23 protein-coding genes are annotated in these 24761 nt (G+C 67.8%); 8 read left to right on the forward strand and 15 right to left on the reverse strand.

Annotated features, from left to right (window positions below; genetic code table 11):
- The first annotated feature begins 38 nt into the window (after positions 1–38).
- Complete coding sequence (locus JMF86_RS23470; protein WP_011548199.1) at positions 39–1595, forward strand: mannose-1-phosphate guanylyltransferase/mannose-6-phosphate isomerase; 1557 nt, start codon at positions 39–41, stop codon at positions 1593–1595.
- A gap of 118 nt (positions 1596–1713) precedes the next feature.
- On the opposite strand, the gene JMF86_RS23475 is transcribed toward JMF86_RS23470, so the two are convergent.
- The 8 genes from JMF86_RS23475 to JMF86_RS23510 all read right to left on the reverse strand — a co-directional run bounded on the left by JMF86_RS23475 (position 1714) and on the right by JMF86_RS23510 (position 8747).
- Positions 1714–2655 carry a transposase gene (locus JMF86_RS23475; RefSeq protein ID WP_011548200.1) on the reverse strand — a complete coding sequence of 314 codons (942 nt, stop codon included), beginning with the start codon at positions 2653–2655 and terminating at the stop codon, positions 1714–1716.
- A gap of 735 nt (positions 2656–3390) precedes the next feature.
- Positions 3391–3972: a DUF3501 family protein gene (locus tag JMF86_RS23480; RefSeq protein WP_011548201.1), complete on the reverse strand. Its 582-nt coding sequence runs from the start codon at positions 3970–3972 to the stop codon at positions 3391–3393.
- Positions 3973–4001: 29 nt separating this feature from the next.
- Positions 4002–5339, reverse strand: a complete 1338-nt coding sequence (locus JMF86_RS23485; RefSeq protein ID WP_011548202.1) for a heterodisulfide reductase-related iron-sulfur binding cluster — start codon at positions 5337–5339, stop codon at positions 4002–4004.
- A gap of 124 nt (positions 5340–5463) precedes the next feature.
- Positions 5464–5886, reverse strand: coding sequence for a rubrerythrin family protein (locus tag JMF86_RS23490; protein WP_006479492.1), 423 nt, complete (start codon positions 5884–5886; stop codon positions 5464–5466).
- 254 nt (positions 5887–6140) lie between these two features.
- Positions 6141–7409, reverse strand: a complete 1269-nt coding sequence (locus JMF86_RS23495; RefSeq protein WP_011548203.1) for an RNA polymerase sigma factor — start codon at positions 7407–7409, stop codon at positions 6141–6143.
- Positions 7406–7822 carry a VOC family protein gene (locus tag JMF86_RS23500; protein WP_006479494.1) on the reverse strand — a complete coding sequence of 139 codons (417 nt, stop codon included), beginning with the start codon at positions 7820–7822 and terminating at the stop codon, positions 7406–7408. The genes JMF86_RS23495 and JMF86_RS23500 overlap by 4 nt, the downstream gene beginning before the upstream one ends.
- A 26-nt stretch (positions 7823–7848) precedes the next feature.
- The gene (locus tag JMF86_RS23505) at positions 7849–8268 is read right to left on the reverse strand and encodes a YciI family protein (RefSeq protein ID WP_011548204.1); all 420 of its coding nucleotides are present in this window, start codon (positions 8266–8268) and stop codon (positions 7849–7851) included.
- Positions 8269–8393: 125 nt separating this feature from the next.
- Positions 8394–8747: a YciI family protein gene (locus tag JMF86_RS23510; RefSeq protein WP_011548205.1), complete on the reverse strand. Its 354-nt coding sequence runs from the start codon at positions 8745–8747 to the stop codon at positions 8394–8396.
- Positions 8748–8953: 206 nt separating this feature from the next.
- Between JMF86_RS23510 and JMF86_RS23515 the strand changes: the two genes are divergently transcribed.
- From JMF86_RS23515 to JMF86_RS23530, 4 genes are all read left to right on the forward strand, one after another.
- On the forward strand, positions 8954–10816 hold the full coding sequence (locus JMF86_RS23515; RefSeq protein WP_011548206.1) for an ExeM/NucH family extracellular endonuclease: 1863 nt from the start codon (positions 8954–8956) through the stop codon (positions 10814–10816).
- Positions 10817–11113: 297 nt separating this feature from the next.
- Positions 11114–11500 (forward strand): YqjD family protein, encoded by a 387-nt coding sequence (locus JMF86_RS23520; protein ID WP_011548207.1) that lies wholly within the window; start codon positions 11114–11116, stop codon positions 11498–11500.
- Between the two features lie 59 nt (positions 11501–11559).
- The gene (locus JMF86_RS23525) at positions 11560–12144 is read left to right on the forward strand and encodes a YSC84-related protein (RefSeq protein ID WP_011548208.1); all 585 of its coding nucleotides are present in this window, start codon (positions 11560–11562) and stop codon (positions 12142–12144) included.
- Positions 12145–12379: 235 nt separating this feature from the next.
- A complete protein-coding gene (locus JMF86_RS23530; protein WP_012338503.1) occupies positions 12380–13432 on the forward strand; it encodes an AI-2E family transporter in 1053 nt (350 codons plus the stop codon).
- 43 nt (positions 13433–13475) lie between these two features.
- On the opposite strand, the gene JMF86_RS23535 is transcribed toward JMF86_RS23530, so the two are convergent.
- From JMF86_RS23535 to JMF86_RS23560, 6 genes are all read right to left on the reverse strand, one after another.
- A complete protein-coding gene (locus JMF86_RS23535) occupies positions 13476–13988 on the reverse strand; it encodes a hypothetical protein (protein WP_011548210.1) in 513 nt (170 codons plus the stop codon).
- 195 nt (positions 13989–14183) lie between these two features.
- Entirely contained in the window at positions 14184–15200 is a 1017-nt protein-coding gene (locus JMF86_RS23540; RefSeq protein WP_011548211.1) for an NADP-dependent oxidoreductase, read from the reverse strand.
- 37 nt (positions 15201–15237) lie between these two features.
- The gene (locus JMF86_RS23545; protein ID WP_011548212.1) at positions 15238–16026 is read right to left on the reverse strand and encodes an SDR family oxidoreductase; all 789 of its coding nucleotides are present in this window, start codon (positions 16024–16026) and stop codon (positions 15238–15240) included.
- 472 nt (positions 16027–16498) lie between these two features.
- Positions 16499–17089 (reverse strand): phosphatase PAP2 family protein, encoded by a 591-nt coding sequence (locus tag JMF86_RS23550; protein ID WP_011548213.1) that lies wholly within the window; start codon positions 17087–17089, stop codon positions 16499–16501.
- Between the two features lie 80 nt (positions 17090–17169).
- Positions 17170–18486, reverse strand: coding sequence for an Nramp family divalent metal transporter (locus JMF86_RS23555; RefSeq protein WP_011548214.1), 1317 nt, complete (start codon positions 18484–18486; stop codon positions 17170–17172).
- Entirely contained in the window at positions 18435–19499 is a 1065-nt protein-coding gene (locus JMF86_RS23560) for a helix-turn-helix domain-containing protein (protein WP_034196433.1), read from the reverse strand. Before JMF86_RS23560 ends, JMF86_RS23555 begins: the two co-directional genes overlap by 52 nt.
- A gap of 495 nt (positions 19500–19994) precedes the next feature.
- Here JMF86_RS23560 and JMF86_RS23565 point away from each other — a divergent pair, with 495 nt between their 5' ends.
- On the forward strand, positions 19995–20918 hold the full coding sequence (locus tag JMF86_RS23565) for a LysR family transcriptional regulator (protein ID WP_011548216.1): 924 nt from the start codon (positions 19995–19997) through the stop codon (positions 20916–20918).
- A gap of 97 nt (positions 20919–21015) precedes the next feature.
- Positions 21016–21417 (forward strand): OsmC family protein, encoded by a 402-nt coding sequence (locus tag JMF86_RS23570; RefSeq protein WP_011548217.1) that lies wholly within the window; start codon positions 21016–21018, stop codon positions 21415–21417.
- 104 nt (positions 21418–21521) lie between these two features.
- Here the strand turns inward: JMF86_RS23570 and JMF86_RS23575 are convergent, their stop codons facing one another.
- The gene (locus tag JMF86_RS23575) at positions 21522–22403 is read right to left on the reverse strand and encodes a Dyp-type peroxidase (protein ID WP_011548218.1); all 882 of its coding nucleotides are present in this window, start codon (positions 22401–22403) and stop codon (positions 21522–21524) included.
- 492 nt (positions 22404–22895) lie between these two features.
- Between JMF86_RS23575 and JMF86_RS23580 the strand changes: the two genes are divergently transcribed.
- On the forward strand, positions 22896–24758 hold the full coding sequence (locus tag JMF86_RS23580) for an ABC transporter ATP-binding protein (RefSeq protein ID WP_011548219.1): 1863 nt from the start codon (positions 22896–22898) through the stop codon (positions 24756–24758).
- Positions 24759–24761: the final 3 nt, after the last annotated feature.

Genomic DNA, 24761 nt, shown 5'->3' on the forward strand with positions numbered 1-24761 from the left:
AACGACAGGCACTGACTTCAACCGTGGAGAGTGTCATCATGAATGCTCCGGCAGTGGTCGCCGAAACGCGCCATTCTTCTTCCGCCGCACCCGCAGCTGGCACACCCGCAGCCGGTATGCCCGCCGTCGGCACACGTCTCGCCGTGCAGCCCGTGATTCTCGCCGGCGGTTCCGGCACGCGCCTGTGGCCGATGTCGCGCGAGCGTTTTCCGAAACAGCTGATCGGACTGCTCGGCGATCACTCGCTGCTGCAATCCACCGCGCTGCGCCTCGACGGCCTGACGGCCGACTACCCGCTGAACGACGACGTGCTGATCGTGTGCGGCGAGGATCATCGCTTCACGACCGCCGAACAGCTGCGCCTGACGGCCAGGAACGCGACCATCATGCTCGAGCCGCTCGGCCGCGACACCGCGCCGGCGCTGACGCTCGCCGCGCTGCGGCTCGTCGCGAACGGCAACGACGCGGTGATGACCGTGATGCCGGCCGACCATGCGGTCGCCGACCTGCCGCGCTTTCACGCGGCCGTCGCGGCCGGCGTGCACTGCGCGGCGCAAGGCAAGATCGCGACGATGGGCATCGTGCCCAAGCACGCGGAAACCGGCTACGGCTACATTCGCGTCGGCGCACCGCTCGGCGACGCCGGAACGGGCACTCTCGACGTGCGCCGCCTTGACCGTTTCGTCGAGAAGCCGCACCTCGAGCTCGCGCAGCAGTACGTCGCGTCGGGCGAATACTGGTGGAACAGCGGCATCTTCATCGTGCGCGCGTCGGTGTGGCTGAACGCGATCCGGCAGCTCGAACCGGCAATCTACGCGGCCTGCGCACAGGCCGTCGCACAGGGCAAGGAAGACGGCGATTTCTTCCGCGTCGATCGCGACGCATTCGCCGCGTCGCCGTCGAACTCGATCGACTACGCAGTGATGGAGCCGCTCGCGAGCCAGCCGCAACTGTGCGAAAGCGTCGTCGTGCCGCTCGATGCGGGCTGGTCCGACGTCGGTTCGTGGGACGCGATCTGGCAGATCTCGCCGAAGGACGAGAGCGGCAACGTCGGCCGCGGCCACGTGCTGTTCGAAGGCGCCGATTCGACGTTCGCGCATTCGGAAAGCCGGCTCGTCGCCTGCGTCGGCACGCAGAACCTGGTCGTCGTCGAAACGCCCGACGCCGTGCTCGTCGCGGATAAATCGCGCGTGCAGGACGTGAAGAAGATCGTCGGGCACATCAAGGCGCGACAAGGCACCGAAGCGACCGATCACCGCAAGGTGCATCGTCCGTGGGGCCACTACGACTCGGTCGACACCGGCGAGCGCTTCCAGGTGAAGCGCATCGTCGTAAAGCCGGGCGCGCAGCTGTCGCTGCAGATGCACCATCACCGCGCCGAACACTGGATCGTCGTGCGCGGCACCGCGCGCATCACGCGCGGCGACGAAACGTTCCTGCTCTCCGAAAACGAATCGACGTACATTCCGCTCGGCGTCTCGCACCGCCTGGAGAACCCGGGCAAGATGCCGCTCGAGCTGATCGAAGTGCAGTCGGGCGCGTATCTCGGCGAGGACGACATCGTCCGCTTCGACGATACCTACGGTCGGCAGTAACGCGTCATGCAACAAAGGGCGCCGCTTATACAGCGGCGCCCGGGCAGACATGGAGATACGGGATTTTCGCGCGGGCGTCGTGGCACACGACGGCCCGCGCGTTGCACGGCAACGGCGATCAGCCTACGCGGTACGCATATTCGCGACGCTCCGACTGCACGGGATCGTTGCGGCTTTCCGACAACACGCCCGCGCGACGCTCGGCGATGAAGCGCTTGATGTCCGATTCCGCGCGCGCCAGCGCCGACAAGCCGGCCAGCACCTCGCCTTGCGGCTCGCGCGCCGGCGCGTCGCTCGCACCGTGGCGATCGATCCACTGGCGCGCCCACTCGAGCGCATACTGCTCCGCTGCCTCGGCGTCGGTGAAGCGCGGGCCGATCAGGCCCGAGCGTTCGACGCGCCGGTCGTCCTGCGAGATCTCGGCCCACGCGCGATACATCAGGTTCTGCACGGGCTGCGCGATGCCGCTGATCGTATAGCCGCGATACTCGTCGACCTGCGGCTCGGCCGCGGCGAAGCTCGCCGCCGACGCGCGCACATGGCGCAGCTCCGCAGCCGGCGCGCCGGGCACCGCGAACGACACGTCGGCGCGGCCGTCCACCTGGTCGGCCGACAGCGTGCTCAACGACGCACCTTCGCCCTCCCAAACGTTTGCCTGCGCAACCGGCAATTGCCACGACTCGGGGTTCTGCCAGAACACGCCGCGCAAACGGTCGTTGTCGGGCACCGGCTCCGCGCGGCGAGCCGGCACGACCGCCTCCGGCGGCGGCGGAATATACGCGAACGTGCGCCCGCTGAACTGGGTCAGCACGTCGATCATCTTCAGCAGCGTGCCGTTCGCGAGCCACTCCTCGTAGCGGCGGCGGCACGTCGGCCCGGACGGATAGCGGCCGGGCAGCTTTGACCAGGCTTCCCCGGTCGTCAGGATCCACAGCACCGCGTTGGCGACGACACGCGGTTCGGCGCGTGGACGCCCGCGACGGTTCAGCCGGATGGGTTCATCGGCGATCAGCGCTGAAAGGCGAAACCACTCTTCATCGTTAAGCTCATCGAAGAACATAGTCGATCTCTCCACGCAGCCAGGCCGGGGCTGCGATTGGCGGCGCCGTCGCGACACTTCGCGTCGCGGGGCGGCCAGGTTGCACATTATGGTTATCCGGCGTTGTGCATACCGGGCGACACCGCACTTTCTCGGTGCCGCGATTCCCGGCAATGGCGCACAAATCGCGGTCTCACTCCAATGTGGGAATTTTTGTGCACGAAGCATACCATCCCTAGGGTTTATCTCAATATGACAATGACTTAATGTTACGCACTGAAACAACCTGCCATGGGCGGGCAAACCATTTATGCTTGAATTTTTTTGCGAGATCTTTATGCCGATGGCTGCAAAGGCCCGTCTGGCGGGGCTCCGCAGCGTCTGAAGAATGCGCTTAAACAGGCGGTTTCGGGCTGCTCCGGCCCCTGCCGGCGACACCACCCGGAATAGCCTCCGAAAATCGGTAAATCAGGGGAAAATTCGTAACAAGATATTCACGAATCGGTAAATCGTTCAAATTGAGCTGAATCAAATTATCTTCATGCACAATCTCTTTATTGTTTCCCTGCGAGTGATGAAAACACGCTGACGCCGCATGCCCAATGTGTCCCCGCATGCAAATCCGTCACGCTTGTTACAACTTCGCGGCGAGCGCCACGCGGCCGCGCCGCAGGGCGTGAGGCGCTGCTTTCTTCGGGTCGGAACGGAAAAGCGCAGACCGGCGTGCACGGGCACGCGACGGCGGCAACCGTGGCGCTAGCGCAGATCGCCCGCGAGCGATGCGGCCACGTCCGCGTCCACCCGCTGCGGCGGCATCGTGTAGGCCGGGTGATCGCAGCCGATCGACAGCGCCGCCCCGCCCTTGAGCGCCGCGCGCATCGGCGCATCGAACTCGAAGCGGACGAAGTGCACGGCCGAGGTTTTCTCCGCGTTGTCGCGCTCGAGATCCTCGTCGGCGATCGCGTAGACGCTCGCGTATCCGTCGACCTGCAGGTACACGCGATCCTCGACACCGATCAGCCGCGCGAGCGCCGCGCGCCGTTCGATCTCGTGCTCGTACTCGATCTGCATCGTCGCCTTCAGGTTGGTGCCGTCGGGCACCAGCGGCAGATACGCTTCCAGCTCCCCTTCGATGCCGGCTTCGTCGAAGATCTTCTCGATGTGCAGCATCTCGTGGATCTGGTAGCGGATCGTCGTCTCGTCCTCGAACAGGAAACGCAGGTGGTTGCCGAGCGCCACCGCGCGGCGGCGCTTGTACGCGACGAGCCGCGCGTGTTCGGCCTTGCGGATCTTCGCGTACGCTTCGAGCGTCAGCAGGGAGTCGCGGGTCAGCGTCATGGATGTCCTCGTGAATGGCCGGCAGCGGCTCAGATGCCGTACGCGCGACGCAGCAGCGTCAGCGGATGCGCGAGCGGCGCTTCCGGCAGCCCCTTCTCGTCGATGCCCTGCGCGATGTGATGGCCGGCGAGCGCGCAGTCGGACGACACGACATCCGGCCGCGGCTCGGCCATCGCCTTGAACACCGGCGCGCCGATCCGCATCGCGTCCGCGTGAAATGCCTTCTTCACGCCGAACGTGCCCGCATGGCCGGAGCAACGCTCGACGACGTTCACGCGCGTATCGGGCACCAGCGACAGCGCATCGGCCGTCTTGCGGCCGATGTTCTGCACGCGCGCGTGGCACGGCACGTGATACGACACGGTGCCGAGGCCGGTCTTGAAATCGGTCTTGAGCAACCCGTCGCGGTGCCGCGCGATCACGTATTCGAACGGGTCCCAGAACGCGTCGGCCACCGCGCGCACGGCTGCGTCGCCGGGGAACATCAGCGGCAGCTCGCTCTTGTACATCAGCACGCAGCTCGGAATCGCGCCGATCAATGCATAGCCTTCGCGCGCGTAGCGCTCGAGCACCGGGATGTTGATGGCCTTCTTCGCGGCGACGCCGTCGAGATTGCCCTGCTCGAGCAGCGGCATCCCGCAGCACGCTTCGCGCGTGACGAGTTCGTACGGGATCTCGTTGTGCGCGAGGATCGCGAGCAGGTCGTGGCCGATTCCCGGCTCGTTGAAATTCACGTAGCACGTCGCGTAGATCGCGACCTTGCCGGGCGTGCGTTCGCCGTCGCGCACGGGCGGGTCGTCCGAGCGCGTGGCGGCGCGCCGGAACGTGCGCGGCGCGAATTCCGGCAGCCACGCATGGCGATCGACACCAAGCGCCGCTTCGAGCGCGTGGCGCGCGGGCGGCGTGCGGTTCACCGCGTTGATCGTCTGCGTGACGACCGGAATGCCCGCGAAATGGCCGAGCGCATCGGTATTCGACAGCACCTTGTCGCGCAGCGGCGCTTCGCCGCGTTTGTAGCGCGCGGCCTTGGCGCGCAGCATCAGGTGCGGGAAATCGACGTTCCATGCGTGCGGCGGCACGTACGGACATTTCGTCATGTAGCAGAGATCGCACAGATAGCACTGGTCGACGACCTTGCCGAACGCGGCCTTCGGCACTTCCTCGACGTCGCCCATCGGCGTGTCGTCGACCAGGTCGAACAGCGCTGGGAACGCGCCGCACAACGACACGCAGCGCCGGCAGCCGGCGCAAATGTCGAATACGCGCGTCATTTCCGCATCAATCGCCGCCTGGTCGTAGAACGCTTCGGACTGCCAGTCGAGCGGATGCCGGGTCGGCGCTTCGAGACTGCCTTCCTTGTGGGGCATGGGGCGCTCCCGCGTGGCGCGCATGTGCGCAAGCGCACCGCCCGCACGGTGCGGGCGGCGACGGAACGAACAGCCGGCCGCGAGCCGGTCACGCGGCGCTGCCGGGAGGCCGCGCGGCGGCCCGTCAGTCGACGAGACTGTCCAGCGCCTTCGTGTAGCGGTTCGCGTGGCTGCGTTCGGCCTTCGCGAGCGTCTCGAACCAGTTCGCGATTTCGTCGAAACCTTCGTCGCGCGCGGTCTTCGCCATGCCCGGATACATGTCGGTGTATTCGTGCGTTTCGCCGGCGATCGCCGATTCGAGATTCAGCCGCGACGAACCGAACGGCAAGCCGGTGGCCGGATCGCCGACGGTTTCCAGATATTCGAGATGGCCGTGCGCATGGCCGGTTTCGCCTTCGGCGGTCGAGCGGAACAGCGCGGCGACGTCGTTCTGCCCCTCGACGTCGGCCTTCGAAGCGAAATACAGATAGCGCCGGTTCGCCTGCGATTCGCCCGCGAATGCGGCCTTCAGGTTCTCTTCGGTTTTGCTGCCCTTGAGCTGAGCCATTTGCGCCTCCGTTCGAGTCGGCGCGGCCGCGTGCGACGCCGGGCCGATCAGATATGTGGGGAACGATGCATGCACCGGGCGCGCATCGTGCTCTTCAATCTAGGCGCTCAAGTTCGCATCCCCCAATAGGCTTTTTCAATGCGGGCGATAGTGTGCTGCGCGGGCGGTGGGCGGACGGCCGGGAAGATGGACTGGGCGCGGTCGTCGTGCGTCGTGCGTCGTGCGTCATAGAGAATGCGTCATACGGCAGCGCGTCACGCATCCATCGCACGCTTGAGCAGCAACTCGCGCTCACGTTCGTTGCGCGTCAACTCCGCCGCGCGGCGGAACTCCAGCTTCGCCTCGTCGGCACGGCCGAGCTTCGCGAGCAGATCGCCGCGCACGCTCGGCAGCCAGTGATAGCGCGCGAGCGCCGGATCGTCGCGCAGCACGTCGACGAGTTCGAGCGCCGCGGCCGGCCCGAACGCCATCCCCACCGCCACCGCGCGATTGAGTTCGACGACCGGCGACGGCGCGACTTCGGCGAGCGCGTCATACAGCGCGACGATCTGCGCCCAGTCCGTGTCCGCCGCCTGTCGCGCACGCGCATGGCACGCGGCGAGCGCGGCCTGCAGCGCATACGGCCCGCGCACGCCGCCGAGCTTCGTCGCCCGCTCCAGCGCCGCGAGGCCGCGCCGGATCAGCAACGGATCCCAGCGGCTGCGGTCCTGGTCGAGCAGCAGCACGGGCCGGCCTTGCGCGTCGACGCGGGCATGCATGCGCGACGCCTGCAGTTCCATCAGCGCGACGAGCCCGAGCACTTCGCTTTCGTCCGGCGCCAGCCCGGCCAGCACGCGGCCGAGGCGCAACGCCTCGTCGCACAGCGCCGGACGCATCCAGTCGTCGCCGGCAGTCGCCGCATGGCCTTCGTTGAACACGAGGTAGATCACTTCGAGCACGGACGCGAGCCGCGCCGGCCGCGCATCGGCCGCTGGCACCTCGAACGGCACGTGCGCCGCCGCGAGCGTGCGCTTCGCGCGCACGATCCGCTGCGCGATCGTCGGCTCCGGCGTCAGGAATGCGCGCGCGATCTCGCCCGTCGTCAGCCCGCCGAGCAGCCGCAGCGTCAGCGCGACGCGCGCGTCGGTCGACAGCACCGGGTGGCACGACGTGAAGATCAGCCGCAGCAGGTCGTCGCCGATGTCGTCGTCGCCCGCATCGGCGATCGCGTCCGCGATGTCGGGGACGACGTGCGCCTCGAGCGCGTCCATCTCGTGGCCGAGCTGGTCGCGCTTCGCCGCATGAAGCGACTCCTGCCGGACCCGGTCGAGCGCGCGCCGCTTCACGGCCGTCATCAGCCAGGCGGCCGGGTTGTCGGGCACGCCGTCGACGGGCCAGTGCTCGAGCGCCGCGACGAGCGTGTCCTGCGCCAGTTCCTCGGCCACGCCGACGTCGCGCACCACCCGCGCGGCCCGCGCGATGATTTTCGGCGCCTCGATTCGCCAGACCGCTTCGATCGCACGATGCGTCGCCTCATGCGTCACGACGCCTGCCCCTGGGCCGACGCATCCAGCGGCATGGCCATCAGCTCCCACGTATGGCCGTCCGGATCGGTGAACCCGTGGCCGTACATGTTCGGGTACTCGCGCGGCGCCTGCGGCGCGGCCCCGCCGGCCGCCAGCGCCTTCGCGACGAGCGTGTCGACTTCGGCGCGGCTGTCGCACGACAGGCACGACAGCACCTGGATGTGCGTCGCCGGATCGATGATGGTCTTGTCGGTGAAGGTCTGGAAAAACGGCCGCACGAGCAGCATCGCGAAGATCGTGTCGCTGATCTGGATGCACGCGGCCTGCTCGTTGGTATAGGCCGGCACGACCTCGAAGCCGAGCGCCTGGTAGAACGTCTTCGCGCGCGGCAGGTCGGCTACCGGCAGGTTGATGAAAACCATCTTGTGCATGACGGGTGCTCCCGGTGAGGTTGGATTCAGGCGTGGCTGCGGCCGACGTGGAGATCGCGGAACCGCTCGACCGCGTCGCTCGGCGTGAGGTCGTCGAGCTCGAACAGCGGCCGCACCTCGATCTCGCAATCGAGCTCGGCGCCGAACGGCGCGGGGAACCGGCGCGTCCATTCGAGCGCCTCGTCGCGCGAGCGCACCTGGATCAGCGTATAGCCGGCGATCAGTTCCTTCGTTTCGGCGAACGGGCCGTCGATCACCGTGCCCTTGCCGCCGGTGTAGCGCACCCGCCAGCCGTGGGCGCTCGGCCTCAGGCCGTTGGCGTCGAGCAGCACGCCGGCCTTCGCCAGTTCCTCGTGATAGACCGTCATGGCCTCGACCAGCCGGTTGTCCGGCAACGCGTCGGATTCGCTGACGGCGTTCGCCCGGATCATGATCATGAATCGCATCGTTTACTCCTTGTCGTCGGTGGAAGGCGGCGCCCGTTCCGCGGCGCCTTATCCGGACGACGGACGAAAGACGGCCGGATCGACACGCGCCACGACAAATCAGGGTAAATACCGAGTCGCGACGTTCACAGGAAGCACGGGCCGACCGCGCGCACCTCGACCGTGCACCATTGCGCGGCCGGGCACTGGCGCGCGATCTCGATCGCTTCTTCGCGCGTGGGGACGTCGACGAGGAAGAAGCCGCCGACCATCTCCTTCGCCTCGGCGAACGGGCCGTCGAGCAGCCGCGTCTCGCCGTCGCGCACCTGCACGCGCGTGCCGCGTTCGGACCGCTCCAGCGACTCGACGCCGCGCAGCACGCCGCGCGCCTTCAGCGACTCGGCGAAATCGACCATCCGCGCATAAAGCGCCTGGCCTTCGTCGAGCGTGCGCTCGGCGCGCTGTTCGGTCGGTTCGACAATCAACAGCATGTAAGACATGGATTTCTCCTGTGGGGACGGGGCGCGGCGACATGCGCCGGGCGAGCGGCACACGACGCCCGGTGCGAAAGCGTAACAGCCGCCGAGCGGCTTGCCGCATCGTTGGCCAACCGGCACTGGCCGGACGGCCATTTCGGCCGCAGCCTGACATTTTGCCTTCAAGATGCGGTCCCGAACTGTCGGATTTTCATCCTGTGGACCGTCTCATGTCACGCCCGCTTCCCCTCTCTGCCGTTGCGCTGTTCGTGGTGTTGTCCGCCGTGCTGTCCGTGGCGCTCCTCGCCCCGCCGGCCGCCGCCGCTGCACTGCCGGTCAGCAGCGGCTGCGGCGGTGCGGCCACGGCGATTGCCGAGCTCCGGCGCGGCGGCGGGCCGTCGCCGCTCGCCGGGCAAACGACGTCGATCGAAGCGGTCGTCACCGCGGCGTTCGGCGGCGCCGACGGCCTGGGCGGCTTCTTCGTCCAGCAGGCCGACGCGCAGCGGCAGCGCCGGCCGGGCGTCCCGGAAGGGTTGTTCGTCTACGCACCGAACACGCGCGCGACGCCCGGCGACCTCGTGCATCTGACCGGCAAGGTCGACGAGAAATACGGCCGGACGCAATTCACGCTGACGAGCCGCATGGCCGTTTGCGCACGCGGGCAGACGGTCACACCGGCGACGCTCACGCTGCCCGTCGCGTCGCTTGCCGTCCTGGCCGCGCACGAAGCCATGCGCGTACGCCTGCCGCAAACGCTGACGGTCAGCGATACCTACGCACTCGGTCGCTACGGCAGCATCGTGCTGAGCAACGGCCGGCTGCGCGTGCCGACCCAGGTCGCGCCGCCGGCCGACGCTGCCGCGCAGGCCGCGGCCAACGCACTGAACCGCATCGTGCTCGACGACGGCTCGAGCCGCCGCGACCCGGCGACCGTCCGCTATCCGCCGCCCGCGCTAAGCGCCGCCAACACGCTGCGCGCGGGCACCACCGTACGCGGCGTCGAAGGCGTGCTCGAATGGCGCTACGGCGCATGGCGGCTGCAACCGGTGGCCGGCGCGGCGCCCGTGTTCGATGCCGCGGCGAACCCGCGTCCCGCGCCACCGGCCCGACATCCTGATGCCGACGTGCGCATCGTGTCGTTCAATGTCTTCAATTATTTCAACGGCGACGGCCATGGCGGCGGATTCGACGCGCCGGGCAACCGCGGCGCGAAAACGCCCGCCGCGTTCGCGCGGCAGGAAGCGAAGATCGTCGCGTCGTTGCGCGCGCTGCGCGCCGACGTGATCGGGCTGATGGAAATCGCGAACAACGGCCACGGCGACACGAGCGCCATCCGTCGGCTCGCCGCGCAACTCGGCGACGGCTGGCGCGCGGTCGATCCCGGCACGGCGCGGCTGGGCCGCGACGCGATCGCGGTCGCGCTGCTGTACGACAGCCGCACGGTCGAGCCGGTCGGGCGCGCCGTCACCGTCGCACTCGGCGGCCGCCACCGCCCGCCGCTCGCGCAGACGTTCCGGCGCATCGACGGCACACGCACGTTCACCGTCGCGGTCAATCACCTGAAGTCGAAGAACTGCCCGCATGCGAGCGGCGCCAATCTCGACCAGTCCGACGGCCAGGGCTGCTGGAACGCGGCGCGCACGCGGGCGGCCGCACGCGTCGCCGACTGGCTCGCCACCTCGCCGACGGGCATCGCGGCCGACGGCGTGCTGCTGATCGGCGATCTGAACAGTTATGCGAAGGAAGACCCGCTTCGCACGCTCGAAGCGCGCGGCTACGCGAACCTGGTTGTGCGCTTCGTCGGCGATGCTGCGTACAGCTACGTATTTCGCGGCGAAGCCGGCAATCTCGACCATGCGCTTGCCACGCCGGCGCTCGCCGCGCGCGTGAAGGCCGTGCGGTTCTGGCACATCAACGCGGACGAACCGGTGGTCTTGCAACCCGTGCCCGATTACAAAACGTCCGCGCAACGATCGGCTTATTACGCACCCGACGCCTACCGCTCGTCGGACCACGATCCCGTCGTCATCGACGTCGCGCTGGACGACGCCGCCACGCAACCGGCACCGGGCACAAATCGTGCGCATCGATGACGCGTCGAGTAGTGCATTTGCATCAGCGTCCAACCTGCAATGGCACTATTTACCTGACGCCCCTGGCGACGCCATATTTACCGGACCTTCACTGCGACCCGCTGCTCGACACGCTGTATCGCCGCGAAACGCGAAATTTTTTCAACCGCTGCGCCGCCCCGTGCGGCGGGGCTTCCCGGCGATCCTGCCGACGAATTGAAAATTTGTCTCGAAACTCAATCGGATCAAGTGAATCACATCAGTTGCTGGGATTCGTCTTATCTTCAAATTGCCTGGAATCAAAGGAGGATAAACACCATGGCGCTTACCGACTCGATCGAACACAAGCTGGACCGCGGCCTGTCCGATATTCGTCGCACCGGCCGGCGCGTGGGCCGCACGACGCGCGCGGCTGCCCGCGACCTGCATGCCGACGTGACCGACGATCTGCGCGGGCTGGTCGACGAACTGGAAGATCTGCTGAAAAACGATGGCGATGGCGATATCGCCGCGCTGCGCAAGCGCGTGCAATCCCGGCTCGATGAAGCGCGCGGCGCGCTCGACTATGCGTCGGGCAGCGCGGCCGCCCGGCTGCGCGATTCGGCCGAGCGCGTATCGCAGGTCGTGCACGAGAACCCGTGGCAAACCGCCGGCGTCGTCGCGGGCCTTGCGTTCGTTGCGGGCCTGCTCCTTTCCCGCCGTTGAACGGGGCGGCGTGCACCGCCGCCCGCCCGTCATCCATCAGACAACGAAGGAGAACCGCCATGCAGAAGTCCCTCGCCATGAAAGCCGCCGCCGCCGTGATGCTCGGCAGCCTCGCCCTCGCCGGCTGCACGACCACGCCCGGCAAACCCGATAGCGCCGCGGCCAGCGCGTCGAAGCGCCAGTCGATCGACGCCAGCGTGAACGCAACGCTGTCGCGCCTATATTCGACGGTACCGGGTTCGCGCGACCTCGTCTCGAAAGCACGCGGCGTCCTCGTGTTCCCGAATGTGCTGCAGGCCGGCTTCATCGTCGGCGCCCAGTCCGGCAACGGCGCGCTGCGCGTCGGCGGCAGCACCGTCGGCTACTACAACACGTCGTCGCTGTCGGTCGGCCTGCAGGCCGGCGCGCAGTCGAAGGCGGTCGTGTTCCTGTTCATGACGCAGGATGCGCTCGACTCGTTCCGCAAGTCGGACGGCTGGTCGGCCGGCGCCGACGCGTCGGTCGCGGTCGTGAAGGTCGGCGCGAACGGCGCGGTCGACTCCAACACGGCTACCGCACCGGTGGAAGTGCTGGTCCTGACCAACGCGGGCCTGATGGGCGACCTGTCGGTGAACGGCACGAAGGTCACCAAGCTCAACATCTGACGATGCGGCACGCGGCCTCGCGCCGCGTTCGCTTCCCGGCAGCGCCGCGGCCCCGGCCGCGGCGTTTTCGCATGCGTCTCTCGCAGCGGCTATGATGGCGGCACCTTTGCGGGCATACTCCGCATGGGCCGCCCGGCGGCGCGTTGCGCCGCGAACCCGTGACGTTCGCGAACCGATCGCGCGCGGGACAACGAGATTCAATCCAACCACGCATCAATCTGCGCGAATGCCACTCATGGATAGCGGACAAGACCACCAAAAATTCTTCTACTTCCTGCTGTTCGCGGTCACCGTCGGACTGTGCTGGATCCTCGCGCCGTTTTCCGGCGCCGTCTTCTGGGGCACCATTCTCGCGATCCTGTTCCAGCCCGTGCAACGCTGGCTCGCCGCGCGCTTCGGCAAGCGGCGCAACCTGGCCGCGCTCGTCACGATGTCGCTCATCATCCTGATCGTGATCCTGCCGCTCGTGTTCGTCACGGCCACGCTCGTGCAGGAAATCGCCTACGTGTACCAGGAGCTCAAGGACGCGCAGCCGAATTATTCGCAGTACTTCCACGACATCATTCACGCGCTGCCGACGTCGATCCAGAACCTGCTGCAGAAATACGGGTTGACCAACATCCCGGGCATCCAGAAGAAGCTGACCGACGGCGCCGCGCAGATCAGCCAGTTCGCGGCCACCCAGGCGCTCAGCATCGGCCAGAACACGTTCCAGTTCGTCGTGAGCTTCGGCGTGATGCTGTACATGGTGTTCTTCCTGCTGCGCGACGGCGGCGAGATCGGCCGCCGCGTGCGCCGTGCGCTGCCGCTCGACGAAGAGCACAAGAACCTGCTGCTCGCGAAATTCACGACGGTCGTGCGCGCGACGGTGAAGGGCAACATCGCGGTCGCGCTCGTGCAAGGCGCGCTCGGCGGGTTGATCTTCTGGATCCTCGGGATCGAGGGCGTGGTGCTGTGGGGTGCGCTGATGGCGTTCCTGTCGCTGCTGCCGGCGATCGGCGCGAGCCTCGTCTGGGTGCCGGCCGCGCTCTACTTCCTGATGATCGGTGCGGTCTGGAAGTGCGTGATCCTCGTCGCGTTCTGCGTCGGCGTGATCGGCCTCGTCGATAACCTACTGCGCCCGATCCTCGTCGGCAAGGACACGAAGATGCCCGACTGGGTCGTATTGATCTCGACGCTCGGCGGGATGGCGCTGTTCGGCATCAACGGCTTCGTGATCGGGCCGCTCGTCGCCGCGCTGTTCATGGCCAGTTGGGACATCTACGCACGCTCCGAACAGGGCGAATGACGCCCTCCGGCCGCCGGCGAACCGCACGCGTGCGGAGAGCGGGTCAAGGATGACGGATATGAATCACGACGGGCGCCACGGCGCCCGTTGCTTCATCCGCCGCGACCGTCATCACGCCGCCATACGGGCCGACGCGATGAACCCGGCCCGGCGCCAGCGGCATACTTCGCTCGGTGTGCGCATCGCGCCACGTGGCACGCACCGCCGTGCCGTCATCCGGCGCGAACGCCGCACCGTCGGGCTTCACCAGCGCGACCTGCGCACCCGGCAAACGCCGGCCATGCGCATCGAACCGGACCGTGGCCGTTGCCCCGCCATCGGCCGCCTGTCCCGCGTCAACGAGCGCGCCCACCGGAGCATCGAGCGTCACGTCGTACAGATCGACGAGCGAGCCGGTGAACCGCACGACGCCATCCGATGCGGGCTGTCCGGCCGCCATCGCGCTCGACATGGCAATCGACATCGCGAGCACGATACCGAGCCCGAACACCCTCTTCCGCACGGCCCCGGCGCTCATTGCCGTTACCGATGCCGATCGCTTCGCGTTGTTCCGCATGTTCCCTCCCCTCTGCCGCGTCACCAGAAAAACAGGCGGCGTGACGCGTCGTCACGCCGCCTGTGTGCTGGCAATCACTGTAGGGAGAGCGGCTCGGACAATATATGGGACAAGTCCTAAACTGCAGCCGGGTTGATCGAACTCAGCGCGGTCGATCCGCGCCCGCGGCCCGATCCGACAGGCGTGACACGCCCGTCACGCGTCCGGATCGACACGCAACACGAGCTTGCCGCGATGGTCGCCGTCGAACAGGCGATTCAACACGTCCGGCGCGTTTTCGAGACCGTCGGCCACGGTCTCCTCGGCCTTGAGCCGGCCGTCGCGCAGCCAGCCCGCGAGCGTCTGCACGGCTTCGCGGCTCTTGCGGTAGTCGAGGATCAGGAAGCCGCGCATCGTCAGCCGCTTCGAGATCAGCACGCCGACGTCGTCGGCCGCGCGGCCGCTGTTGTAGTTCGAGATCACGCCGCACAGCGCGACACGCCCGCCGATCACCATCCGCGACAGCACCGCGCGCATCACCTCGCCGCCGACGTTCTCGAAGTTCACGTGCACGCCGTCCGGCGTCGCCGCCTTCAGTTGCTGGCGGAAATCGTCGGCCTTGTAGTCGACGGCCGCGTCGAAGCCGAGCGTCTCGGTCAGGTAGCGGCACTTGTCCGCACCGCCCGCGATGCCGACCACCCGCGCGCCGTGGATCTTGCCGATCTGCCCGGCGATCGAGCCGACCGAGCCGGCCGCCGCCGACACGACGAGCGTTTCGCCCGGCTGCACCGGCGCGATGTCGGTCAGCCCGTAGTACGCGGTCAGCCCGCTCATCCCGCACGCGCCGAGCAGCGTGGGCAGCGGCAGGCCCGACTGCGCGGGCAGCTTCACGAGTTGCGCGACCTGCTCGGCCGGCACGACCGCGTAGTCCTGCCAGCCGACCAGCCCCTGCACGAGATCGCCTTCCGCGAAACCCGCATGGCGCGACGCGACCACGCGGCCGATCCCGAGCGCGCGCATCACCTCGCCGATCGCGACGGGCGGCAAGTACTGCGGCACGTCGCTCATCCATACGCGGTTGGTCGGGTCCATCGACAGATACAGCACGCGCACGAGTACCTCGCCGTCGGCGAGCGCCGGTACCGGCGTCTCGACGAGCGAAAAATGGTCGCGGCCGACCCGCCCTTCCGGGCGCGTCTTCAGCAGCAGCTGGCGGTTCACGGGTGTCGACATGATGTTCTCCTCCAATCGTTGTGGTTCGGGATACGCGTCAGACCGCGCACATGCCGCCGTCGATCACGAGTTCGGCGGCCGTCACGAAGCGGCTCTCGTCGGACGCGAGATACACGGCCGCATGCGCGACGTCGTCCGGCTCGCCGAGCCGGCGCAGCGGAATGCCGCGCGCGAGCTTGCGGGTCGCGTCGCGTTCGCCGAGCGACTGGAACAGCGGCTCGACGATCCCCGTGCGAATGAACGCCGGGTGAATCGAATTGCAGCGCACGTCGATCTCGCGGCGCGCACAGTCGATCGCGACCGACTTCGTCAGCGACGCGACCGCCGCCTTCGATGCGTTGTACGCGGTGAAATCCGGCTCGACCTTGAACGCGGCGACCGACGAGATGTTGATGATCGACGCGGGATAGCTCTCGGCCAGATACGACAGCGCATGCTTGCAGCCGAGCACGATGCTTTCGACGTTGATCGCCATCACGCGCCGCCATTCGTCCAGCTCGATTTGCGCGGGCGAACCGATCGAGCCGACGCCCGCGTTGTTGACGAGCACCGACAGGCCGCCCATCGCATCGGTCGCCTGCGCGAGCAGCGCCTGCCAGCGGGCTTCGTCGCGCACGTCCTGGGTCGCGGCGAACGCGACCGGCGTCGCGTGACCTGCGTTGAGTTCCTGCGCGAACGCGTCGAGCACCGCCGCTTCCGCGATGTCGGTCACGAACACGCGCGCGCCCTGCTCGACCATGCGGCGCGCGATCGCGCGGCCGAGGCCGCCCGCGGCGCCCGTGATGTATGCGCACTTGCCCGCGAGGCGCGGAGAAAGGATTGTCATGTGACCTGCTCCTGTCGTGAATCGTCGTCGCGGAACGCTGCCGCGACGGGGTTTCCCGTGCATCTTCCAGCCGACGTGCGCCGGCATGGCGACGCATCGCACGGGTTTTCCGCGAGTATATCGAGATGAATGCGACGCGCGCGGAACCGGCCGCACAGCCTTGCCCGCGGTTGAACGACAGCCAGCGTACGCGAATGCCGCCAATCGATGAAATGAATATTCGTTATGCCCGGTCATAGACCTCATTCATGACTTGCGCGTACCGGCGACGGTGCGCAAAGAGGCCGGCGCGACCAGTCGGATGAACGGGCAGACGAATCGATTATCGGGATAACGGAAGTGTGGCGTCCCGCACGGAAGAGAACGCCCTGGGGGAAGATGAACCGACTTGCCATCGTGCGCCGGCCGGAAAACACCGGACCGAATGCCGGCGGCAGGAAGGCGGTGCCGGAGCACCCGCCATCGGCACCAGTCAGAAGCCTTCGCCCGACGGCGCCCGCACGAACGCGCAGAGCTGCGGCGAATGCGTGTCGATCATCTGCTGGAACGGCGCGCGGTGCCCGTACGCGATGCCCGACACGAGCAGCAGGCAGACCGCGGCGACGCGCGGCGAGAACGCGCGCTGCCGCACGCCGTCGTAGCCGCGCAGGAACACCAGCGCGACCAGCGCGCCGAGCAGCCAGCCGATGACGACTTCCGGCACGGTGTGCGAGTGATCGAATACGCGGGCAACGGCCGTGATCGCGCCGATGGCCAGCCCGGCCGCGACGCCGGGCGCCTTGCCGGGCCGGAACGCCTGCCACAGCATCGACAGCGCGACCGTCCATACGGACGTCGACAGCATCGTATGGCCGCTGATCACACGGAAATCGAACCGCGCAAGCTCGATGCCGCAGCCGGCATACAGGATCTTCGTGGCGCCGACGACGCCCATCCCGGCGGCCAGCAGCACGCCCCAGCGGGCGGCGAGGCGCCAGTCGGTCAGCGCGAGCCACGCCGCGCAGGTCACCGCGATCGGCAGGGTCAGCGCGGCATCGCCGATGTTGCTGATTTCACTCCACATGATGGACTTCGGAGACGATCGAAAGACCGCAGTTTACCGCAGGCACGCAGCATGCCTGTGTCAGCCTGTGACAGGCTGTATCAGCCCGCGACACCGGTAATCAACAGCAGGTTCGTGCCGGTGATCACGGCGAACAGCGCCCACGCGGCCACCTGCATCCCGCGCCCGATCGCGTGCTCGCCCATCGTGCGCCGATCGCTGACCGAGCGGATCAGCGGCCACATCGCGAACGGCAACTGCAGGCTCAGCAGCACCTGGCTCCACACGAGCAGTTGCCCGACCGAGCCGTCGCCGAGCCACAGCACGCCGATCAGCGCCGGCACGAGCGCGAGCCCGCGCGTGATCAGCCGGCGCTGGTAGCACGGGATCTTCGTATGCAGGAAGCCGTCCATGATGACCTGGCCGGCGATCGTGCCGGTCAGCGTCGAGCTTTGCCCCGACGCGAGCAGCGCGATGCCGAACAACAGCGCGGCCGCGCCGCCCGCGATCGGTGTGATCAGCCGGTACGCCTGCTCGATGTCGGTCACGTTGTGCTGGCCCGTCGCATGGAATGCCGCGCCCGCGACGACGAGGATCGCCGCATTGACGAGCATCGCGACGAACAGCGACACGCAGGTATCGATGCGCACGAGCGCCAGCGTGTCGCGGATCACCCCGCGCGCGCCGCCGACGACGTGCCGCGTCTGCACGACCGACGAATGCAGGTACAGGTTGTGCGGCATGATCGTCGCGCCGACGATGCCGAGCGCGAGCACGATCGCATCCTTGCGGTCGTGGCCCGGGTCGCCCGGCACGAGGCCGCCCACCACCGCATGCCAGTCGGGCGGCGTGATCGCCACCTGCGCGACGAAGCAGAACGCCATCGTCGCGATCAGCCCGAGCACGATCGCCTCGATCTGCCGGAAGCCCTTGCCCTGCAGGCCGAGCACGATCACCGTGTCGAGCGCGGTGAGCACGACGCCCCACGCGAGCGGCACGCCGAGCAGCAGCTTGAACGCGAGCGCGCAACCGAGCACCTCCGCGATGTCGCACGCGATGATCGACACTTCGGCGGTGATCCACTGCACGACGCGGCCGAACCGGCCGTAGCGCTCGTAGCTCGCCTGGGCGAGATCCTTGCCCGCGACGAGGCCGAGCCGCGCCGCGAGCATCTGCAGGAAGATCGCCGCAAGGCTCGAGAACGCGACGACCCACAGCAGCGAATAGCCGAACTGCGAGCCGGCCTGGATATCCGTCGCCCAGTTGCCGGGGTCCATGTAGCCGATCGCGACCAGCAGGCCGGGGCCGAAGAAACGCCTGAGCTTCTGCCAGCGCGGCGCGGCGGCGTCGATCGTGATGCTGCCCTTTACTTCCGACGGGCAGAAAGGGGCGGTGGCGGTAGTGGGGAGGAAGGGCATGGAAACCGGGAATCGAGATCGCGATCCGTCGATTTTACGGGTATCCGTCCCGTTTTCCCGCGCGCGGCCACGCAGGCGTCGCAATCCGCCCCGTCGCCGTCGCAACACGCGGCGGCAAGCCGTTCGTCAGGATCGGGCGACGCCGCGCCGTGCGCGAGGATCTTTTCCCGCTCGGCGACGCGAAATTCGGTCGGCGACATCAACAGCCGCTGACGAAACAGCTTCGCGAGCCGCTCGCCGCTGCCGAAGCCGGTGCGCCGCGCGACCTTGTCGGCCGGCAGCGTCGTATGGATCAGCATGTGGCACGCCCGCTCGAGCCGCACGTGCTGGACGAACTCGGTCGGCGTCACGCCGATTTCCTTCTTGAAGCGCCGCAGGAAATTGCGCTCGCTCATCGCGGCCGCCTGCGCGGCGTTCGCGATCGAGATGCGGTTCACGCTCTGCGCACGCAACCGCTGCGCGGACATCCGGATCGACGGGCTCGCGCTCAGTTCGCGAAACGCCCACATCGACTGCGCGTAGCGCTGCTCGACCGGCCGCATCATGTTGCTGGCGATCTCCTGCGCGGCGCCGTCGCCGAGGTCGACGCGAAACATGTCGAGCGCGGCGGCGAACACGTCGGTCTCGCCGGCCTGCAATTCGATCGTCGTGGTGGCGCGGCGCCCGGCCCGGCCGGGCCGCACGTCGATTGACGACGACGGCCGCCGCGTGGCGGCGAGCGCGGGCAACTCCATCGCATCGACGATCCAGCGCGCATGCTGGCGAATGTCGGACAGGCGCCGCTGCAATGCGTCGTCCCAATTGACGGCCGCGCGCTCGCCATGAAGATGAAAGAACGCGCGCGCACGGCGGCTATGTTCGTCGCCGAACGGCTCGGCCGCGATGCGCACGCCGGACGACGACTGCAACAGTCCCCCGCTTTCGGATACGTACTTGAGCTGGTAATCCGCGCTGTACGCATGCAGGCGATTCGCCAGGTTGAAGGCTTCGCCGAGGCGCGCGGCCTGGGCCAACGAAAACCCCGTACTCAAATAGATAACGACCCACCGCTGATCTGCTGCATTCACTGGCCAAGCCCCCGACTCGTTCGACTTCTTCTAATACCGTCGAACTGTCAGGCTTATATTTGGTTTGAATGCGTGCGACAGGACGGCTATCCCGAAATATGAAGCGACGGCATCTTAGCCGAACGGGTAGCGCCTTTGGCGCGAAATGGCCGACCGGGACAGCATGATGGCGGATTACTACAGGCTGGCGTGCGCCGCTGGTATGCCGGCACGGAAATGCATAGGCGATGCGGCCGATTATTGCGGCCGTCATGCGTAATGACATGCGTGTTCGATTGCGTTGCGCATCGGTCAAACGGATGCTCGCGTATTGGCGCGAACGGCATCGACACGCATCGACACGCATCGAACGCGCACGATCGCCACGCATGCCAACCGGCGCATCGGTTGCCCACGCATCCTTTAGAATCGATCCGTCCTTCACCTCGCCGCCCGCGCTCCGTGCCCGCCGATCACCGTCTCGACCTGAACCTGTTTCGCGTGCTCGACGCCGTCTACGTGCACGGCGGCATCGGCGCGGCCGCCCGTGCGCTGCATCTCACGCAGCCGGCCGTCACGCATGCGCTCAACCGGCTGCGCGCGCATTTCGACGATCCGCTGTTCGTACGTCAGGGCAACCGTGTGGTGCCTACCGAGCGCACGCGGTCGATCATCGCGGACGTGCAGTTGCATCTGAAAGGCTTGCAAGGTACCGCACGCGATCCGTCCGCCTTCGATCCCGCGACGCTCGACCTGAGTATCGCGGTCGGCATTCGCGACGTGCTCGAATCCATCGCATTGCCGCGCATCGTCGCCGCGTTCGCCGACGAAGCGCCGGGCCTCCGGCTCGTCAGCCGCCGCATCGCGGTACCGGACATCGAACGCGAACTCGCGTCGGGCAACCTCGATCTCGTCGTCGACCGTCGCGTGCAGACGGGCCCGCGCATCGCCACCGAACACCTGCTCGACGATTCGCTCGTCGTCGCGCTGCGCCGCGATCATCCGCTCGCGCACGACCCGCTGCGACGCGGCGACTATTTCGCGGCGCAGCATATCGCCGTGTCGTCGCTCGGCGAGCCGCAATCGCTCGACGTCCTGCTCGGCAACGACGGACGCTTCCGCGACATCCGGCTCACCTGCCAGCACTATTTCGCCGCCTGCCAGATCGCCGCGGCCGGCAACCTGCTCGTCACGCTGCCGCACACCTATGCGCTGCGCATGGCCGCGCTGCTGCCGATCGTCGTGCGGCCACTGCCGCTGCGGCTCAAGCCGTTCCCGCTGCTCGCGTACTGGCACGAGTCGCGCGACACCGATCGCGCACATCAGTGGGTGCGCGAACGCATCGCCACGCTCGTGCGCAGCAGCGCCGGCATCGCCGACGCGTAGCACGCAGCGCACGCCCGCGCGGCCGGGACGGTATGCTGACGGCTGCACGCCGCCACCCGGCGCCCGCTTTCCCTGATCCGCTTACCGGAGACTCGCCATGTCGCTCATCCACGCCGCCGCCGTCCTCGATGCCGATGCGCCCGACTACGTCGTCCAGTTACAGGCCGGCACGCACACACTGACCGGCGACGAAGCGCCGCGCGAAGGCGGCCAGGATCGCGGGCCGGCGCCGTACGAGTTCGTGCTCGCCGGGCTCGCGCAATGCACGGCCGCGACGCTGCGTATGTACATGCAGCGCAAGACGTGGCCGGCCGCGCGCATCGCGGTGCGCACCGAACTGCATGCCGATCGCGAAGGCGTGCAGTACGTGCGCCGCGTCGTGACGCTCGACGGCCCGCTCGACGACGCGCAACGCCAGCGTCTCACGGAAATCTGCGAGAAAACCCCGGTGACGCAGTTCATCAAGCGCGGCACGCGGATCGAAACGACGTTGAACTGACGCACGCGGCAGGCCATACGCACTGCCACTTGAAAGCTTGAAAAACGAAACGGGCGGGCCGCGCATCCGGCGCGACCCGCCCGTTCATCGATCCCGCCCGACGCTTACAGTCCCAGCGCGGCGAGGTCCAGCTTGCCGTCCTTCATCGGCGGGCACCAGAAATACGCGCCCGTCAGCGGCCGCGTGAAGCGGAACAGGCCGTCGACGATGCCGTCTTCCGCGCCGCTCATCCGGCGCATCTGCACGTCGAACGCGCGGAACGAGCAGCCGAACGCGACGAAGTACAGGCCCGCGCGGCGCGTGTCCGACCACGGCGACGAACGGCGCAGCATGAACGCCTCGGGCTCGAAGCTTTCCTGCGCGGTGCGCTTCACGTGCGCGAATTCGGGTGCGTCGTCGAGTTCCTCGTTGTCCGAACGGCGGCGCCCGATGATGTGATCCATCTCGCCCGACGGAATGCGCTCCATCTGGTCGAAGTCGTGTACCCACTGCTGCACCGCGACGAAGCTCGAGCCGTCGAGCCCCGCGCCCTGCCCCGTCACGATCGCCGCGGCCACCGCGTCGTCGCCTTCCGGGTTCTCGGTGCCGTCCTCGTAGCCGGACAGGTCGCGATCGTTCGAATAGCGGAAGCCGTCGACGGCCTCCTGCAGCGTGAACGCCGGCGCGAGCGCGCGTTCGATCTCCCGCGCGCGCAGTACGATCTCGCCGCGGTCGTCCGAGCGCAGCCAGACCCACACGTCGGCCGGCGTCCTCGGCAGCGTGCGGTCGTTCACCGCGAACGCCGGGTACTCGGTCAGGCCCGGCACCGAATGCCCGAGCCAGGCGGCCAGCGCGTGTCCGAACCCGACGACCGTGTCGCGTCCGTCGACGATCTCGCGCAGCGCGGCCAGCGCCGCGGCGATATTGCCGTCATTCGACATCGTGAAAGTGAGGTATCGGGCTGCCGTATCGATCGGAGCCAGGATGCCTTGCTGAACGTCGCTCATCGTTTCCTCGGGAATGGTTCGGAGTGAATCTGTGCGGGCCGCATCGTCGCGCGCCGCGGACGCGCAAGTGTAATCGATGCGCCCACCGGCCCCCGGCCCCCAGCCGCCACGTCGAACGTACGCGAAAAGGGGCCAAAACCCTGAATACTAACCGTATCGACGCTGCAACGCCGCATTCGTCAGACGTTGCGGCGCGCGTGACACTCCTGATAAAATCGCAGCACGTCTTTTCGGCGTCCTTTCATTCAACCGTTCACTTCAGGGAGGTGCAGATGTTCCGAATGCCAGCCACCTTCCCGAACGTGGTCTCGCGGCGCAGCTGATCCAGCCCGCCGTCCGCGCCGGCTCCCGAGTTTTCCTCTAACCCGTCAGCCGCGCTTTTCCCGACAGCCCGTTTCGCTCCGCCCGCGTGTTTCGCGCGGCCCGGCTGTTGCGTTTTCGACGTTCTCCGAACCGGAAAGTCCCGTCGCGCGATGCGCCGGGCAACGATACATGACCAGAAAAACCTCCCATCTGGGCGGCCAGGCATTCCAGGCCGTCTTCGGCTTCACCATCCGTTACTGGCGCAAGCAGCCGGCGCGCATCGCCACGGTCGCGAGCCTCGCGCTGCTCGCCGCGCTCGCCGACGTCCTCACGCCGCTGTTCGCCGGCCGCCTCGTCGACGCGCTGTCGACCGGCCTGACCGACCGCGCCGCCGCGTGGCACTCGGCCCTCGTCGCGTTCGGCACGCTCGCCGCGCTCGGCATCGGCGCGACGGTGCTGCGCCAGGGCGTCTACCTGAACATCATCACGCTCACGCTGAAGATGATGAGCGAGATCGCCGCCGCGTCGTTCCACCGCGTGCAGCGCTTCTCGACCGACTGGCACGCGAACAGCTTCGCGGGCTCGACCGTGCGCAAGATCACGCGCGGGATCTGGGCGCTCGACCTGCTCAACGACACCGTGCTGATCGCGCTGCTGCCGTCGGTCGCGATGCTGGTCGGCGCGACCGTGCTGCTCGGCACCCACTGGCCCGTGATGGGGCTCGTCGTCGGCGCGGGTTCGCTGCTGTACATCGCGGTGACGGTCGCGGTGTCGCTCGGCATCGTCGCGCCGGCCGCGCGGCTCGGCAACCTGTGGGATACGCGCATGGGCGGCGCGCTCGCCGACGCCGTGAGCTGCAACGCGGTCGTCAAGGCGTTCGGCGCGGAAACGCGCGAGGAAGCGCGGCTCGCACGCGTGATCGACAAGTGGCGGCAGCGCACGCGCCGCACGTGGGTGCGCGGCACGTTCAACGGCGGGCTGCAGGGGGCGATGCTGGTCGCGATGCAGGCCGCGATGATCGGCGTCGCGCTGCGGCTGTGGATGAACGACGAAGCGAGCGTCGGCGACATCGCGTTCGCGCTGACGATGTTCTTCATGCTGCAGGGTTACCTGCGCGACGTCGGCATGCACATCCGCAACCTGCAGCGCTCGGTGAACGACATGGAGGAACTCGTCGCGCTCGAACGCCAGCCGCTCGGCATCGACGATCGTCCCGGGGCGCCGGCGATCCGGATCGGGCAAGGCGAGATCCGCTTCGAGCACGTGACGTTCCGCTACGGCAACCATCCGGTGCCGCTGTACGACGATTTCTCGATGCGGATCGCGCCCGGCGAACGCGTGGGCCTCGTCGGTCATTCGGGGTCGGGCAAGACGACGTTCATCAAGCTGATCCAGCGCCTGTACGACGTGTCGGGCGGCCGCATCACGATCGACGGGCAGGACATCGCGCAGGTACGGCAGGATTCGCTGCGCAGCCAGATCGCGATCGTCCAGCAGGAGCCCGTGCTGTTCCACCGCACGCTCGCGGAGAACATCGCGTATGCACGGCCCGGCGCGAGCCGCGCCGACATCGAGCGCGCCGCGCGTCTGGCCAGCGCGCACGACTTCATCGCCGCGCTGCCGGACGGGTATGACACGCTCGTCGGCGAACGCGGGATCAAGCTGTCGGGCGGCGAGCGCCAGCGTGTCGCGATCGCGCGCGCGTTCCTCGCCGATGCGCCGATCCTGATCCTCGACGAAGCGACGTCGAGCCTCGACAGCGAAAGCGAGCTGCTGATCCAGCAGGCGATGGAGCGGCTGATGGTCGGCCGCACGACGCTCGTCGTCGCGCACCGGCTGTCGACCGTGCGTGCGCTCGACCGGCTGCTGGTGCTCGATCGCGGCAAGGTGATCGAGGAAGGCAACCACGACGCGCTGATCCGTATCGACGGCGGTATCTACCGCCGGCTGTTCGAGCGGCAGGCGCTGGAGCTGGCGAAGGGGCTCGCCGATTCGCCGCGGCGCGTGGCGGATCGCGATGCCGGCGCGCTGGGAGAGCCGGCGAAGGTTTGATGC

Origin of the sequence: Burkholderia sp. E168m15, from assembly GCF_016586105.1 — a bacterium.
GTDB classification, from domain to species: Bacteria; Pseudomonadota; Gammaproteobacteria; order Burkholderiales; family Burkholderiaceae; genus Burkholderia; species Burkholderia orbicola.